Source organism: Solibacillus palustris, assembly GCF_022549215.1.
In the GTDB taxonomy this organism is placed as follows: Bacteria; Bacillota; Bacilli; order Bacillales_A; family Planococcaceae; genus Solibacillus; species Solibacillus daqui.
In genome coordinates this window covers 1,292,999-1,309,634 of sequence record NZ_JAKZFC010000001.1, presented here as the reverse complement: position 1 = coordinate 1,309,634, position 16,636 = coordinate 1,292,999, and the positions used below count along the sequence as shown (strand labels likewise).

The 16,636-nt window shown below is 38.9% G+C and carries 11 protein-coding genes; 1 reads left to right on the top strand and 10 read right to left on the bottom strand.

What is annotated here, in order from left to right; genetic code table 11:
• Positions 1 to 308: 308 nt before the first annotated feature.
• The 9 genes from LZ480_RS06210 to LZ480_RS06170 form a co-directional block, all read right to left on the bottom strand.
• The gene (locus tag LZ480_RS06210; protein WP_241368511.1) at positions 309 to 614 is read right to left on the bottom strand and encodes a hypothetical protein; all 306 of its coding nucleotides are present in this window, start codon (positions 612 to 614) and stop codon (positions 309 to 311) included.
• A complete protein-coding gene (locus tag LZ480_RS06205; protein ID WP_241368510.1) occupies positions 614 to 2,371 on the bottom strand; it encodes a dynamin family protein in 1,758 nt (585 codons plus the stop codon). The genes LZ480_RS06210 and LZ480_RS06205 overlap by 1 nt, the downstream gene beginning before the upstream one ends.
• The gene (locus tag LZ480_RS06200) at positions 2,364 to 4,283 is read right to left on the bottom strand and encodes a dynamin family protein (RefSeq protein WP_241368509.1); all 1,920 of its coding nucleotides are present in this window, start codon (positions 4,281 to 4,283) and stop codon (positions 2,364 to 2,366) included. Before LZ480_RS06200 ends, LZ480_RS06205 begins: the two co-directional genes overlap by 8 nt.
• Positions 4,284 to 4,295: 12 nt before the next feature.
• Complete coding sequence (locus LZ480_RS06195; RefSeq protein ID WP_241368508.1) at positions 4,296 to 7,346, bottom strand: dynamin family protein; 3,051 nt, start codon at positions 7,344 to 7,346, stop codon at positions 4,296 to 4,298.
• 480 nt (positions 7,347 to 7,826) lie between these two features.
• Positions 7,827 to 8,309 (bottom strand): chemotaxis protein CheW, encoded by a 483-nt coding sequence (locus tag LZ480_RS06190; protein ID WP_241368507.1) that lies wholly within the window; start codon positions 8,307 to 8,309, stop codon positions 7,827 to 7,829.
• A gap of 11 nt (positions 8,310 to 8,320) precedes the next feature.
• The gene (locus tag LZ480_RS06185) at positions 8,321 to 9,430 is read right to left on the bottom strand and encodes a M20/M25/M40 family metallo-hydrolase (RefSeq protein WP_241368506.1); all 1,110 of its coding nucleotides are present in this window, start codon (positions 9,428 to 9,430) and stop codon (positions 8,321 to 8,323) included.
• A 69-nt stretch (positions 9,431 to 9,499) separates the two neighbouring features.
• Positions 9,500 to 10,480, bottom strand: a complete 981-nt coding sequence (locus LZ480_RS06180; RefSeq protein ID WP_241368505.1) for a hypothetical protein — start codon at positions 10,478 to 10,480, stop codon at positions 9,500 to 9,502.
• Between the two features lie 54 nt (positions 10,481 to 10,534).
• Entirely contained in the window at positions 10,535 to 11,227 is a 693-nt protein-coding gene (locus tag LZ480_RS06175; protein ID WP_241368504.1) for an AIM24 family protein, read from the bottom strand.
• 52 nt (positions 11,228 to 11,279) lie between these two features.
• Positions 11,280 to 12,014: an AAA family ATPase gene (locus LZ480_RS06170; RefSeq protein ID WP_241368503.1), complete on the bottom strand. Its 735-nt coding sequence runs from the start codon at positions 12,012 to 12,014 to the stop codon at positions 11,280 to 11,282.
• Positions 12,015 to 13,126: 1,112 nt separating this feature from the next.
• Between LZ480_RS06170 and LZ480_RS06165 the strand changes: the two genes are divergently transcribed.
• Positions 13,127 to 13,774: a MerR family transcriptional regulator gene (locus LZ480_RS06165; protein ID WP_241368502.1), complete on the top strand. Its 648-nt coding sequence runs from the start codon at positions 13,127 to 13,129 to the stop codon at positions 13,772 to 13,774.
• Positions 13,775 to 13,876: 102 nt separating this feature from the next.
• On the opposite strand, the gene LZ480_RS06160 is transcribed toward LZ480_RS06165, so the two are convergent.
• Positions 13,877 to 16,279, bottom strand: a complete 2,403-nt coding sequence (locus LZ480_RS06160; protein WP_241368501.1) for an ATP-binding cassette domain-containing protein — start codon at positions 16,277 to 16,279, stop codon at positions 13,877 to 13,879.
• Between the last annotated feature and the right edge of the window lie 357 nt (positions 16,280 to 16,636).

The following is a 16,636-nucleotide window of genomic DNA, read 5'->3' as shown; positions in this document are numbered from 1 at the left end:
TTTTAGCAGTCTCTTGTCAATTTTGGTAACTTCAATATAAAGAGATGGATTGTTTTGTTCCTTTTTTGGTAATAAGACTGCTCATGAATGTTGTATTGCACTTAAATTACCTACTTATCCCTACATTTAGAATAAAACAAAAATATTAATTGGCCCAAGCCGCTTATGATATTTTCTTTATTTACCCTGTTTACTCGACAGGAAGCAGTTCATGATTCATGCTAATATTTTTATTTAGTCGTCATCCTTAAACTTTAATAAATGTAGGGTTTACTATTGTTGGTAATGCTAAAAGGATTTCTGCAAATTTAAAATCGATTTAAATTGTTTAATGTCGTATCATCCGGCATTGAACGGAAATGCCCGTCAACAAGCGTGCCATCCGATTTTATATAAGGGTCAATCCAAGTAACCTTTGTAAACTGTGGACATTGATATTGATGAGCCTTACTAAGCGGATCGTTCCCAAAATAAAGTTCATTATAGCCTGCAACTCCTGGGCTTAATTGAAATGTATTATCCACTAAACCACTCCCGTACTCTGCTTCGAATTGTTGTTGAGTATGATCAAAAGCATTATTATTGGCATCCATTTGGAAAGTTGGGTCAAACATTATTTTGCCTCCTCTAATTTTAGCGTTTGTATTGCGATTAATTGTTGTTGAATTACGACATTTTCTTGCTGACCATCTTCTGCACTCGACTTCAACTCTTGTAAACGTTGTTGAATTAATGCCGATTGTTGTTCGATACGTTGCTCGTAAATACGAATACATGATTCGTATACTTTTTCACAATTCGTACGTAAATATTGATGAATTTCCTGTTCAAAATCGTGACGCACTATCATTATTTTCATTTGCAAATCGCTAATTACTTGTGGTTTAATTTTTTTCAGCTGGTCTTCAATTAGCTTCTTTTGTAAATACGGTAAGCCAACCATACCGATAATTGGTAGTAAAATTGGACCACCAAGAATTAAAAATAGCGCACTCGTACCACCTACGATTAACCCCGAAGCAATCGTTGGGTCTGGTTTTTTAGCGATTTCAATTTCAACCCCTCCCCCTTTTGAGAGCTCTGGTTCAACAGCAAACTGATTCGTATAAACCTTTTCGTTAAGTAAATCTGTTAAAATATCTGTTAATGCCTCTTCCAGCTTCGCAATTAAAATTTGTAGCTGCGGACTATACTGTTCAATCCAGTTTTTCAATTTGTTGTTCATGATCGATGGCAGGCGCTTTTCAAAAAAGTGCTGGATATTATTCCCCTGAAACAGTTCAATCTCTTCGATTAATGAGGATTCCGCCTTCTCAAAAAACGTCCTAACGGATTTTGATGCCATTCTTTCAAAATCAAACACACGTTCCTCATAATACTTACGAAGATTGGCAATCACTGCCTCTTGCCCCTCACGCCACTTCACTAGTTTTTCCAACTCTTGTTGCAATTCTTCCTTGGAATGGTTGTTTAACTTTTGCTTTTGATGCAGTAAATGAACAAGCTCCTGGCGAATCATATGCTCACGCTGCTCAAAACGTTTACACTTTTCAGCTTTGCGCGTATTATCTTCACATAATACTTGCATGCGTTCTACTACACGGTTATAGCCTGAAATCTCTAGAAGCTCCTCGTCTTGCTCGGCTTTACCTTCTAATGCTTCAAGCGCCGAATACGCAATAATTTCAACAGAATCCAGTTGAAGCCCTTCCTTTAGCTTGTTCTCCATTTTTTCAATAATAAACGGTAGCTCGTCCTCATCAACATCGTCTGCAAAATTGGCGATAAAAATAATGCGATCCAGTCCTTGAGCGACTAAAGTTTCCGTTAAAAACTCAAATTCCGATGCGCGCAATGGGGTACGGCAATCCAGTAAGAAAAACATCACATCCGCGCGTGGGATATATTGATACGTAATATCTGAACGTAATTCATTGACATCATTTAACCCTGGGGTATCAATAACCATTGTGCGATTTTGTAAAAACTCTAGTGGCTGAAAAACGCCAATATAATTAATGGAATCGACCTCATCTAGCTTTGAAGCGATAAAATCGTGTAAACGACTCATATCGGTCACATGTTCTTCCTCGCCGTTTAAAAAATGAATCGCAATCGCTGGCTCTCCGTACTGTAAAATGTTAATCGTTGAGGTTGTTGGCGTAATACCTGTTGGCAATAACGATTTTCCCATTAAACCGTTAATAAACGTCGATTTTCCCGTACTAAATTCTCCAACAACGATGAAGGAGTAAGCATCTTGCTGAATATCCGTAATTAAATGGGCACATTGTTCATTTAGATGTGGAAAATGATGCGCGCTAGCTATGCTGTTTAGTTGCTCAACTGCTTCTCGAATTTGACTATACATATAAATTCAAATCCTCCTGTTTCGTGTAATCCTGGTAAATCGTGTTGAGCTGATAAATGATTGATTCTCCTAGCTTTTGTTGCTGCTTTAAATGGTGTATTTTCTTTTCTTGCTCATCGGCTGATAACTTTTGGTTTGCCAGAATTTTATCTGCACGCTTACGTTCTGTTTCAATAAGCTGATGCGTATGTTGCTCGTAATTGATGCGCATTTCACTCGCAAGTTGTTCAAAGCTCTTTTCAATTTCCTTTGCTCGACGTGTTAATCCTTTTTCATAACGTTCACGAACTTGTTTTCGAAGCTGATCTTCTACATCCCTTGAATTATTATATGCGTGTACAGCAGCTCCTCCTACTCCTGCCCCTAAACTTGCAGCAAGAGTGGTCCATCCAAAAAAGCCACCTGACAATATTACTGATGCACTACCTGCTAACAAGCCACCAACTACCATACCGTTCATAATTTTCTCTGGTTGCAGACTCATAGTGATATCACCAGACCATTCTGACGTTACAGTTGAGCTTTCAAATAACCCCTGTGTTAGCGATGAAATATTATTTGATACCCCTTGGAGCTCAGTAGCAACCAAGTGATTCGTCATTTTATTCGTACGTTCCTTAAGCCCCATATTTAACTTTTTTTCAAGCGGGCCCGTTTTAAAATCAATGTTCGTTTTGATCGTTTCAGGTTCTTCGCCTTTTCGCAGTCCCTCTTCTAAAACATTTTTCGCAGTTGCAGAAATTTTAACAATTTCACTTTTATACCATGCGACAATTTGATTAGACTCGCTTTCAACTTTACGATGAAACGCTTTCGAATTTGATTGTAAATTGTTCTCTTCCTGCTGTAATTTCATGCGAATTTCTTGAACGTGCTGTTCAATATTTGCAATTGATTCACTTAACGACCGAATTTCAAACGATAAATGCTGATCAATCACCTCGCGCAGAAGCCTTACTGCACGCTGCACAGGCTTTGCAATCTTGGCTGTACCGCTATCCTTCGTTAAAAAGCGAAACAGTGCTTGCTCAAGCTCTGGCATACCAGTTTCTACTAACGGTAAGCGATTTGCTTGACGTCTACGAGCACGTGGGTTATTGTCGCTAATGACGGGCGGCACATAATGTTGCAACGCATGAAGCGCTGAAACGAAATGAACTTTCGGAACTTTTAAGCCTGTTGGTAAATTGGATAAAACAAGGTCTTCAATCGCTTTATAGTCTTCCTCTGTTTTAATCGCATCTTTAAAGTTAATGACAAAGAAGATTTTTTGAATATCTGCATCCATAATGCGTTGTAAAAACGCTCGTTCACTGGCCGAGAATATTTTTTTCGCATTTAATACGAAAATTGCTGCATCGCTTTTCGGTATATATTCATCGGTAATTTGCACACGGCGTTCATCCATATCATTCGTACCGGGTGAATCAATAATCACGATATTATTCGCACAAATATCAGTCGGATAGCCAATTTCAAGATGCGTTGCTTGCTTCGCTAACGGGTTTAACTTTTGCAACATCGCCTCTTTTACTTGATCAAATTTTTGCTTATCCTCCGACACATACGATAAAAATTCGTCCTTATCGAGCTGTTGTTTTTTTCCGTTGTCAAAGCATATTTTAAAGTTCGGTTCTTTTGCATAGTTGATTTTATTGATAAAGGATGTCGTCGGCACGTTTGATGTGGGAAGAACCATATCACGTAATAAAGCGTTAATAAACGTAGATTTCCCGTTTGAAAACTCTCCGACAACGATCACTTCAAATTGCTCGCGTTGTAATGTGTTGTAAATTGTACGCATACTTTCTTGAATTTGTGTGGACGCTTGCTGCTCCACAAATCTTTGGGCAAGCAATAAATTACTTAATAATTTGTTCTTCGCGTCTTCAAAGTGTTGCATATTTTGCATGATTCGATCTCCTTAATATAATTGATAGTCCATGGTTGATTCATCATAATAAATCCATTCACCTGGAAAAATCATCACCCAACCTGACTCTACTGGCGTGTTAAACGTATAGTTTACATTAGCAGGTGTATAGCCGATAATTTCCGCATCATGTGACGGCATATTGTAAATATTGGTCGATTCAGTCAGATTAACATAGCCAATTACTGAAAAAATATCTGTTTCAAACGGCGTTTCATAGCTCGTAAATTCAACTAACTCTTCATCATTGGACACCCATGCATCCGTACCGATTCGATACCAGCCTGTATTACTATCAAAATCATACACTTCTAATACTTCATCTTCGCGTAAAATACCAAGTAATGTACTTTCTTTATAAGGCTCGCTACGGACGTTTAACACAGGTGTCGAAACTTTAACCTCACCAATTGCCTCTTCACTGCTATAAGTATCATGAAATGCCCAATCAATCGTTAAGTATTTCTTCGCCTCTACCCAAGCATCACGACCGATATTGACCCAGTCTCCATCATAAGCCTCATAAATCGTTACTTCACTCCCACTGGCCCCTTCATATAGCCCAATAACCGGTTCAGAACGATCTGGCCCAGCAAATATAGGGAATAACTCACGATTCGCTGTACCCGATCTTATCGGAGAAGCCATGCCAGGTTCAAGCGCATTGTGCATTGCCTCTTGATAGATGGTCATTGATTCATCCAGCTTCACCCAAACATTTGATTCAAGCTTCATCCAATGATTTTCACTAATTGCCTCTACGGAATAGCTAACACCTTCTTCTAGTCGCATATAGAGCTTATTTCCTTTTGGAGCATCATATAACGTCGCACTCGAACTGTTAGCAGTCATCCTCATAATTTCTTGCGCATCATAGGCGAAATCTTGCACATAATAGTTTGGCGAAAACACATAATCTGAATAGTTGCTTAAATCCACCCAAAAATCGTCCTGAATGCGATACAGAGACCCTAATATCTCATATACTTCCCATAACGAACCATACTCTAGTAAATAACCGTTCGTATATTCACCTTCTATATCCCTTTGGACGTACATGTCTTCATTTACCTCAAGTAGTCCAATAATTTGATCTTCCCTGACTAAAACCGGGTCGTGAAGTAAATAGCTTGGATCCCCTCCGCTCTCGGAATACGAAGATTCGTAGTTCACTATTTCTTCAGTATCCTCTGGTAAGAGATCCGTTAAATAGTGAAGATTCCCTGCCCCTTTATACAAACCAAAACCAATGATCGAACTTGCAACGAGCCCCGTCGGAATTTTAGGACTATATAGGAAGAATGCTTTCACTTTTTCAATCGATAAATTATATGGCTCTGGATATTGGATTTCCGCATTCCAGATAGTCTGTATGTTATTTAGCTGTACCGCATTTTGTAGCATCGTATTATGCTCATTCGTTGAGCGCACCATTTTGGCACCTAATGCTAAATGAGTTAATTCGATGCTACTAGGTTGTAATGAAAACCCAAGCATTTGAGCAAAATAATTTAAATTGTTTAGTAGCTCTTCTAACGGTTTCATCGTTTGCATAGTCCCGTTTGCTTTTGCTAGGGATTCATTATTTTTTTCAATTTGTGCATCAGTCACTGCTTTTAGCTTTTCTTTACTCTGATGTAGACGATCTAATTGATCGCTGTAAACCGTTTGGAAATAAGGTGTGTGCTGGGCCATTTCCTTTTGTATTGCCTTGAGTTTTTTATTATGCTCTTTTAAATCGGCTAGTAAAAAATTACGACGATTTTTGATAGACGTAGCTTTATCCCGCTGAATGCTAAACTTATAACGCGGTATTTTTAAACGTCTTCGAATATGAAAACTACTTCGAAATTGCTCATACGTGCTATCGTTATATTGTTGGACTTCTTGCTTAAGCTTTCGTTTTGAATTCACCAGTTCCTTATATGTATTCACATATTCGATATAATCAGCGTGCGGTAATTCCCCTTGAATAATCGACGTATTTTTATGAAAAATCCATTGTACGAAGTTTTTCGGAGCCTCCATCACAGAATGGATATCTTTCACTTCTTTTTCGATTACCTGTAATTCATCCTGTGTGCGCTTTAAATTATCGACCGTCTGTTGTTCTATTAATTGATGTAAATCATTCATATGATCGACAGCATGTGTATAGTTGGCAGTCTTTACATATTGCTGTAGCGCACCCATTACCTCATTACAATAATCTTGAAATCGCATCGCAAACTTTTTTTCTTTGGCGCTGACGTTATTTGCAATCGTATCGATTTCTTTCAGAAGCACGGGGAACTCACTAATCTCAAAAAGTTCATCGTCCGACTCTTCTCGAGCTATTTTCGCATCTAATGCTGAAACGCCGATCATATTACGTATGTGGGGCTTTAGTTTAGCAAGCTCATATTGGTAATAGTCGAATATATCAACTTCATCCCCCGCCTCATCCATCATATTAATGACACCTAAAGGAATGAAGCCCATCTCATTTAACTGTTTTAATTGGGTCACTTCGGTGCTACTGCCAACTTTCCCATAACCAAAAATACTTAATATATCATCAGCATTGTTAAAAGTATTTTCCGTTTGGGCGGTATGATGACCGTTTGCAGAATTTAAACCCGGTGAATCGATTAACACTACTTTTTTCAGCAATGGATGATTCACATATATATGTATGTCCTCAACTTCTTGACGTTGCGCTACTGTCTCCTTCTCTCGCTCTGAGGACCATTTTGCTAAGTCCGTTAACGGCTTGGTTTCTACTTTACCGCTATAATAATGGACTTCCATTCGCTCATTTTCATCATAACGAATATAAGTTGTAATAGCCGTTGTTGGTAACAGGCTACTTGGTAACACATTTCGTTGTAATAACTCGTTAATAATGGATGACTTCCCAACACTAAACTCTCCCATAATTAACAAACGAACAGGATCTTCATAGTAACGAATAAACTGTTCTAACGACTTTTTAAACTGCTGCAAATCTGGTATTTTATCTAGTATAATTTTCGTCTCAATCAATTTGTTCAGCACATTCATTTTGTCCCTCTTTTCTAGCAAAACCAAATACATTTTCCGTATAAATTACCTACCAATAAACATACTATATCCCTATAAAATGTACAAATATTGTTTGTGAATAATGTCATTTACCTTTAAAGGAATGAAATTACAGTTTAATTTTTGGAGTAGGGCTACGGAAAAAAGAATATCTACATTGAGCAAATTTACTAACAAAGAATGGATTGAGTTCAGTGTTACTTATTTTTTGCGGGCTTCGGCAAAGTTAAAACCAATCGACACCTAGATTTGTTTTAACATTTGCGACGATAACGAAGTGACAGGAGTATATTTCTTGGGGTGATTCCTAGAGGGTTCAGTGTGCGCGGAAAATTCAACTGCGAAAGATTCAATACAATAAAAAAAGACAGCACGCTTTCTTTTGATTAAATGTAGGTTCTTACCCTATCCATTTACCAAAAGAGCGTGTCTGTCTGGATTTTGAATACACAATTCCTATTATGCCTTCACATCTTCATTTTCCAGCATTTTATGTAAATAATTAATTATCTCACGAATGCCTTCTAATGAATTGACTAATACGTTGGGATCAACACAAGAAATCATGCGATCTTCAAGGTTGGCAACGGCTGTGAAATATTTAGTCTTTTCATAATTTACAAGCCCCATTTGCTTTAAAACACCGTTTTCAAAATCAATGATTTCACGTGCATCGGCTACTAATAAACCATAATTTACAATGTCTGTTGATAGAACAATTACTTTTGAAGTCTCTGTATTCGTTGGGTTATTGTATAAAATACGTCCAAAATCAATTATAGGTGTTAACTCGCCTCGAATGCGAGAGAAGCCTAGCAAGTAGTTTGGCAAATGTGGAATCGGCGTTACGCGCTCTAACTTTTCAATTGAAACGACTTGCTCTACTGGAACTGCATACTCTTCTTTCCCACATAAAAAGACAACTGCTTTTTCAAAGCTCATCTATTCACCTCTTATTTTGTTGTTTCTACAATAATTTGCTCTAGTAAATCTGCTAGTTTTTCTAGCTCTTCTACTGGCATTCTTTCGTTAGTTGTGTGGATTTCCTCATAGCCTACAGACAAGTTAACAGTTGGAATACCAAAGCCTGCAATAACATTGGCATCACTACCACCACCTGAAATACCTAACTGTGGCTCACGTCCAACGGCTTTTGCAGCAGCCTGTGCGATTTGAACAACTTTATCTTCTTCAGTTACACGGAAGCCAGGGTATGATAATGCTACTTCTATTTCAGCTCGTGCCCCATTTTCTAATGCTACACGTTCGAATGTTTCTTTCATATGGGCTGTCTGAGCGTTTAATTTCGCTTCATCAATTGAGCGTGCCTCCGCGAAAATAGTGACTTCATCACACACGATGTTTGTTGCTTTACCGCCTTCAAAACGTCCGATATTAGCAGTTGTTTCTTCATCTAAGCGACCTAGCTTTAACTGGGCTACTGCTTTTGCTGCTACAGTAATGGCAGAAATCCCTTTTTCAGGTGCAACACCCGCATGCGCCGTTTTACCGAATACTTTGACATTTACTTTTGCTTGGAATGGCGCTGCTACAACGATACCGCCTACTTTACCATCACTATCTACGGCAAAACCATATTTTGCGATGATGTTCGCTGGATCTAATTCCTTTGCACCTACTAAACCACTTTCTTCACCAGCTGTAATAATGAACTGGATTGTCCCATGTTTGATGTTTTTTTCTTTAATGCGACGTGCCATTTCGAAAATTGCCGCCATACCTGCTTTGTCATCCGCACCTAAAATCGTTGTTCCATCTGAGTAAATATAGCCGTCTTCACGAATTTCAGGCTTAATGCCAACACCCGGTACAACTGTATCCATATGCACTGTGAAGTAAATTGGCTCGATTTGATCGTCACCTTTTAATGTTGCGATAATATTCCCAGCACCATGGCCGTTGCGTGTATGTGCATCGTCCTGGAATACATCAAAGCCCATATCCTCTAATTTTTGCACTAAAATAGGTGCAATCACTTGTTCATGTTTTGTTTCAGAATCAATTTGTACTAATTCTAAAAATTCTTCTACTAAGCGGCTCATTTTACAAGACTCCTTTGATTTGGTTTTACTACTAAAACCTCTATAAAATATACGACTTATTTTACGCCTCTATTTTTCAAAAAACAATGCTGATTCATCGGAATTAAGAATCGCTTCACGCTCTGAAAACAGTTCAGCTTCTTTTTTGATCGCAACCGTTAATTTTTGCTGTAATTCACGCAATGTGTTTGCCACATCATCTTGAACGCGAGAAATTTGGTTCATGGCTGTTGTAATTTTCGAATGGACCGACCAATCTGTAAAAATATTATCAAAGAAGAAATCGGTAAACTTAACAAAACCTTCAGTACCGATTTCGATTGTCTCGTTGCGCATGTCTTTTACATCTAATAACTCATTGCTAAAGCGTTGCAGAGCCATTTGTGCGGTATGAATATAGCTGTTTGTCGTTTCTAGCTTTTCATGCTTCATCGCTGTTGCAATAAAGCCACCGCCTAAAAACGTATCCCATGTCGAATATGATTCAGCCTCATGTAACGCGTAGCCGGCATCTGTTAATGCGCTTAACGCAGTATTCCCAGCATCGATTGCTTCTTGAATTTCTTTTGTAAGCTGTTTGCATAATGTTTGTTGCTCAGCTATGAATGTTAGTTTTTCCGCAAATTGTGGTGCATTTTCAGTTAGCCACTGCTGCTTTTCGTTGTTTAACTTTTGCAGCTCCTGTTCGATATACGGCTCATTGATTGCATTTAGCTTAAGAACAATATCGACTACATCATCTTGTAAATCTTCTAGCGTTAATTGTGCTTCGATAAGCTTCAACTCGGTAACAGCAATTTGGTCTAAATTTTGCTCGATTAGCTCATCCTGCTTACCTGACCAATTGCGGAATAAGTTAATGAATGAAGATTGTTCTAATTTATTTAACGCTTTACGCGCTTGCTGCATATCTAGTTCAAAACGAGCAATTTCGCGTTCTGAATGTTTCATTAAACGTTCTACGGTTGTTTGCTTTTTATGTAGCTTTTCGGCTTCAAGTAATTGAAGCTTGTAGTTTTCTGACGCAAGCTGTAGCTGCTGCCACTCCATGTCAACGCCCCCTCTTAGTTCTAGTTTATACCGAATTATGGGAACTGTCTAAGCTTATTGTTGTGATGATAAGTACACTTCCTCAAATGGCTGAATAATGACGAAGCCCTCGCCCGAAAAAGCCATTTGAATCGATTCACTACTGCCGCGCCCGATCAATGTCCGCATCGTAATATCTGTCGTGAATTCCGGGGTTAAATTACCTGACCAAGCGACCGTAGCATTCGGATCGGTGTACACTTTTTCTCCCGGCTTAACGAGTAATGTTAATGGCTCAAAATGTGTCGTTATCGCGACCATACCAGTCCCCTGCAAAGTCACATTAAATAAGCCACCTGCTAAAATGCCTGCCATTTTACGCATTAATTTAATATCCCAGTTAATTTGATTTTCAAAAGCCAGTAAATCATTTCCGTTGACACATAGGCTTTCACCATTTAGCTCAAAAATCGTCACCTTTTTCCCCTGATCCGCTAAATACAAGCGGCCATTACCTTTTGCGCGCATAAGCGGTGTGCCTTCTCCTGTTAACGCCTTTTTGAACAATTTCCCTACACCGTGCTCTAACATACGCTCACGCTCGAATTTAATTGAACCTGTATACGAAATCATCGAGCCCATTTTTGCCCATACTTCACCATTCAAATTGACCTCTAATACCCGCTCTGTTTCTAATTCGAAAAAGTCATTTTCCTGTTCATCCTGCTTCGTTTGTTGCACAAATTGTGATATTGAATATTTACCCATACATTCCACACTCCTTTTTATACTCTACGATTCAACATTCTAGAAGATTCATTTATTCCTCTTCATCCTCAAATAAGTCAGCGAGCATTTTTTCGCGGTGCTGTAAAAAGTAAGACGTCACCTGATAAAGCTCCGTTTGTTCGTAGTCAATTTCTTCAACACCATTCTCATGAAAATGATAAATTCGAGCTCCTGGATAACCGAGCAAAATCGGCGAATGAGTTGCAATAATAAATTGTACATTGCCTTCCTTTAATAAATCATGTAACAATGCCAAAAATGCGAGCTGCCTCGTCGGAGAAAGTGCCGCCTCTGGTTCGTCAAGCAAGTAAATCGCATTGCCTTTAAAGCGGTGCTGAAACAGTGAAAAAAATGATTCACCATGCGATTGATGATGCAACGATTTTCCACCATATGAACGGTAGCCATTCCGATCAGTCTCATCAACATGTGAGGCAAATTGATAAAACGTTTCCGCGCGTAAGAAAAAGCCATTCGTCACTTTCGGCCACCATGCTAGCTTAATGAATTCACCAAGTGCAGCATCAGATTTATGTACATCAAACGCCTGATAGTTTTGCGTGCTACCCCCTGCAGGATTAAAGCCGATTTGATCTGCAATCGCTTCGAGTAACGTCGATTTACCCGCGCCATTTTCACCAACAAAAAATGTGATCGGCGCATCTAAATCAAGCTCATCTAAATGACGAACAAACGGAATGGAAAATGGGTATTCACGGAAATCATGAATGAGTTCCTTTTTAATTCGGGCTGATTTCAAAAACATGTCATCGCCCCCTTTTTTATTTATTGTAGTAAAACGCTCACACTAAGTGTGTACCATCTTCTCTTCTAAACACGCAAAAAACGTGAGCAATGTAATTCCGATTACCGAACCATCATTCCAATTTCACTTTATTTTAACAAACATTGAGTAAATTTACTGACTAAAAACGGATTAAGTGCAGTGTTACTTATTTTTTGCGGGCTACGGCATGACAGCATATTTAATGTCAGCACAATATAGCTGACTTTAAATACTGCGACGAAAGCGTAGCGACAGGAGCATGACTGCTTCTGCGGGGAGTAAAATCTCGATTTTACTCTCCTCGGCGCAAAGAGAAATTCTAAAAAATGTTTTAGAATTTCCCTTTACTACTGTCTTTAATGCCGCATGCAAGGCCCGCCAAACTAAAATATTACTTGTTACTATATAGTTAAAAGCGCAAAATGTTGCCGCTAGCGCTATCGCGAGGCGGCGGTGCTGAATAAAATATTACGCTGTTTACAATATTGTATTTTTGATTAAATTTTAGCTACTTTAATAGCGCCAAATAAATACATCTTAGACTTTATTTCAATAATAAAACTTAATTCAGCACACTTTATTCAAAATCTTTGTAATAGAAATCCATTTTAATTTGATAGTAGAGTGGTGCGTAGTGAAGTAAGACTCAAATGCCGTATGATTTGAGCCTTGCTTTGCGACGATAGCGCAGCGACAGGAGCACATTACTTTGGGCGACTTCTAGGGGATCAAACGTGTGCGGAAAATCCACTCAATTGTGCCACCGAAATAGGCACAATTGAGTTAGTTGAAGCCACACCCCCAGAAAAGCGTCCCCCGTAACGTAGCAAAACGGATTATATTAGAAAAATGCACGTTATGAGTATTAACACAGATTCCCTATTTCCCTTTAACAAAGTGGTTCATTTGATATAAAGTGAACTACCACAAAAAAACATCTAAACAATGACATCGCTGCAAAAATGAAAAAAAAGATAAATCATCGCATGTTTATGGAAATTACGATATCTCCCCCTTCACATCACCACTACTTTAGACGTATAATTCATAGAGATATACAATATTTTTTTGATATTCAAGGAGTTTTTACTATGCCCGCTATTTATGCGACGGGTGCAATTGCTGAACAACTCGGAATTAGCAAAGCATCCCTACAACATTACATGACCATTTTAGAAGAAAATGGATACGAGGTTCGCCGCAATAGCCGGATGCATCGCCAATTTTCAGATGAGGATTTTGTTATGTTACGTGCCTTTTTAACATTAAATAAAGAACATGGCTACAAGTTAAAAGAAGCTGCACAAATTGTAACTGAACCATCCTTTAAACCAGATGAACATTTACAGCACACTATTGTTCCCTCAGTACCACATGTTTCACAATTTGAGGATCTATCAAATTCAATGCAGCTCCTCGCTACCCATGTTCATGGCATTGAACAGCAAAACATGCAGCTATTAACATTAATTAAAGAACAGCGTACGCAAAATGAGCTGTTAATTGACCAAAACCACACGTTAAAGCAACAGCTTGGTGCCATGATGCAGCACATTTTAGAACAGGCAAACGAACCAAATCCTGCCCAGCAACGTCAGCTTGATCGTGTCGAACAACAAAACAGTGCCATTATGAATGTTTTGAATAAACTAAATGTCGCACAAAATCAAATCACAGCATCAGTTGAACAACAACCTGAAAAGCAGTCAAAAGGATTATTCAGAAATTTGTTAAAGTAACGATTTACTGCCAACAATACGAATACTCCACCTAAAAAGTTACTACGCAAAGGGGATGCTCCAGAATTACTTCTGGGACATCCCCTTTTCAATTCTTCAATATTATAAAAATTCTCGCATGATTGACTGCTTATTACCTTTAATTTCCTCTGGTGTTCCTGTCGCAATGACTGTACCGCCCTTATCACCACCTTCTGGACCAAGCTCAATTAGATAATCAGACTCTCGAATGATTTGCTCGTTATGCTCCACAACAATGACGGTATGCCCCTCCTCAACCATTTTGTTCAGTAATATAATAAAGTTTTCAATATCTACCGGGTGTAAACCTGTTGAAGGCTCATCAATTAAAAATAGATTTTGTTGTCCTTTCACACTAAGTAGCTCTTTTGCCAGCTTCAAGCGCTGACCTTCTCCACCTGAAAGTGTCGTCAATGATTGTCCCAGCGTAATATAGCCAAGTCCCACTTCAATTAGCAGTGAGAAAATCTTTGATAGCTTTTTATCAGCCTGAAGAACCTCTGCCGCCTCGGTAATTGACATATCTAGCATTTCTGAAATCGAATAGCCATGCAATGTAACATCTAAAATCTCATCCTTAAAACGCTTCCCATTACAAACTGGACACACAAGCTCGACATTATCGAAAAACATCATATTACTTGGCACAACACCAAGCCCTTCACAATGGTCACAGCGTCCACCTGCTGTATTAAAGCTAAAATGCTTGTTTGTAAAGCCCTTTTCCTTTGCTGACGGTTCCTTTGCGTACAAATTACGTAGCACAGTAAATGCATCTGTATAGGTTGCAATATTCGAGCGTCGCATACGTGAAATCGATGCTTGCTGTACTGTTATAACTTGGTCGAAATCATCAAATGTTTCATTGGCTAGGACATCAAAAATTAACGTAGATTTCCCCGAGCCCGAAGCCCCTACTACTGTAGTAAAGCATTGTTTTGGGAACTGGACCGTTACATTTTGCAAGTTATTTTCCGATACATTTGCTAGCGTAATATAACCATTTGCTTGACGCGGCTTTGTATTTAATTCGACAGGCTTTTTCAAATAGTTACCTGTAACGGATGTTTCTGTATCCAATAGTTGTGCTAACGTCCCTTGTCCAATCAGCTCTCCACCAAATATACCAGCGCTAGGGCCAATATCTAAAATGACATCTGCCGCCTTCATAACATCCGTATCATGCTCAATGACAATTACCGTATTGCCTAAATCTCGCATCCTTTTCAAAATGTCAATCATCCCAAGCGTATCTTTTGGATGCAGACCACTTGTCGGCTCATCTAGTAAATAAATAACCCCAGTTAACTCTGAATCTAACGTCGCCGACAGCTTAATTTTTTGCTGCTCCCCGCCTGATAAGGTAATTGTTTGACGATCAAGTGTTAAATAGCCTACACCTACCTTTAGTAAGCGCGCTAATTTTGTCGTCATATCAAGAATAAAATGACCAACATAGGCACGCTCGCTATCGGATAACTTTGCATTTAGTGCATCAATCCAGGCCGCTAAATGTTCTAATGAATAATTCGAAAGCTCCGGTAAACGCTTATTATTAACAATGGCTTGACGACTCTCTTCACGCAATCGCTCTCCGTCACATGCACTACATGTGGATTTTTTGAAATATTGCTCTACCTCCGAATCACCGTTTTTATCAGCAAATCGGCGCCATAATAGCGGCTCTATCCCTTCAAATCGCCCTTTCGTTACATTTTTTGGCACGCCCTTTTCAGCATCAATATTGGCTGCCTCTGCCCCTTTGATAAGGAGCGCACGATGCTGCTCGGACCATTGATTTAATGGCACATTCTGCACATCGGCTAACTCATAAAAGGCAAATCCATTTTTTAAAATATTTATAATATAATCACGATAGCCTTTATCTAAAAAATGCACCGCGCCGTCTTCTATAGGCTTTGATTCATCTAGCACCTTGTCCCAATCAATTGCAACTTCGACACCTAGGCCTGAACATGTCGGACAAGCGCCGTCTGATTTATTGTAAGAAAAATGTGCGCGTGTTAGCTTCAATTGCTTACTATCACAGTGCGTGCACTGCACAAATGTTTTGTATTCTCCATGGGCGATTTCTGTAGCCTCTTTCCCCTCATGCTGCGCGAACACCTTACCACAGTCACTACATGGACGCTCACTAATTTTTTCGTACACCATACGCAAATCGGTATAAATATTTGTCAACGTACCGACTGTTGAGCGCGGATTTTTGTTTGTTAAATGCTGATTTATTTGAATGGCTGGTGAAATGTTGCGAACCGCCTCAACATCTGGCTTTTGAATGCCTTGATAGCCAATTGCCTCCATATATTGACGCTGACATTCTTGGTATAATGTGTCCAGCACCAATGTCGATTTCCCCGAGCCTGAAACACCAGTCACACAAACGAGCTGATTACGTGGAATCGTTACTGAAATGTTTTTTAAATTTCCTTCGTATGCGTTTTCAATTATTATCTGATTCATACATTCACCTCTATATCAATTTAGTAGCTTACCATTTTTTCGTAAGCGCCCGTACTGTATCTATAGTAAAGAACATTCTCGATGCGTACAACTGCCATTGCCATTTATTCAAAATTGCTTACGACAAGGCGAGTATCAACTTAATCAATTACGCCGAGGCTAATTGTGTCCAGTTTTTTTTCAAGTTCGGGGCCACAGGACGTGGGTCAGTCAGCCGTTGTCACACGATGTGACGTATTTAAAAACTCCTCTAAAAAATTTATAACATCCGCCGGGGGCCTAACTTGATTCATCCCCTATTATAGAAGTAGGGGATAAAACAAGTTAAGTTTGGACCAAAATGAACCATAAGTATAC

What these genes read in the sequence shown, in the direction of transcription:
- LZ480_RS06210 (WP_241368511.1), bottom strand. Translation starts at nt 614, where the DNA reads ATGTTTGACCCAACTTTCCAAATGGATGCCAATAATAATGCTTTTGAT.
- LZ480_RS06205 (WP_241368510.1), bottom strand. Translation starts at nt 2,371, where the DNA reads ATGTATAGTCAAATTCGAGAAGCAGTTGAGCAACTAAACAGCATAGCT.
- LZ480_RS06200 (WP_241368509.1), bottom strand. Translation starts at nt 4,283, where the DNA reads ATGCAAAATATGCAACACTTTGAAGACGCGAAGAACAAATTATTAAGT.
- LZ480_RS06195 (WP_241368508.1), bottom strand. Translation starts at nt 7,346, where the DNA reads ATGAATGTGCTGAACAAATTGATTGAGACGAAAATTATACTAGATAAA.
- LZ480_RS06190 (WP_241368507.1), bottom strand. Translation starts at nt 8,309, where the DNA reads ATGAGCTTTGAAAAAGCAGTTGTCTTTTTATGTGGGAAAGAAGAGTAT.
- LZ480_RS06185 (WP_241368506.1), bottom strand. Translation starts at nt 9,430, where the DNA reads ATGAGCCGCTTAGTAGAAGAATTTTTAGAATTAGTACAAATTGATTCT.
- LZ480_RS06180 (WP_241368505.1), bottom strand. Translation starts at nt 10,480, where the DNA reads ATGGAGTGGCAGCAGCTACAGCTTGCGTCAGAAAACTACAAGCTTCAA.
- LZ480_RS06175 (WP_241368504.1), bottom strand. Translation starts at nt 11,227, where the DNA reads ATGGGTAAATATTCAATATCACAATTTGTGCAACAAACGAAGCAGGAT.
- LZ480_RS06170 (WP_241368503.1), bottom strand. Translation starts at nt 12,014, where the DNA reads ATGTTTTTGAAATCAGCCCGAATTAAAAAGGAACTCATTCATGATTTC.
- LZ480_RS06165 (WP_241368502.1), top strand. Translation starts at nt 13,127, where the DNA reads ATGCCCGCTATTTATGCGACGGGTGCAATTGCTGAACAACTCGGAATT.
- LZ480_RS06160 (WP_241368501.1), bottom strand. Translation starts at nt 16,279, where the DNA reads ATGAATCAGATAATAATTGAAAACGCATACGAAGGAAATTTAAAAAAC.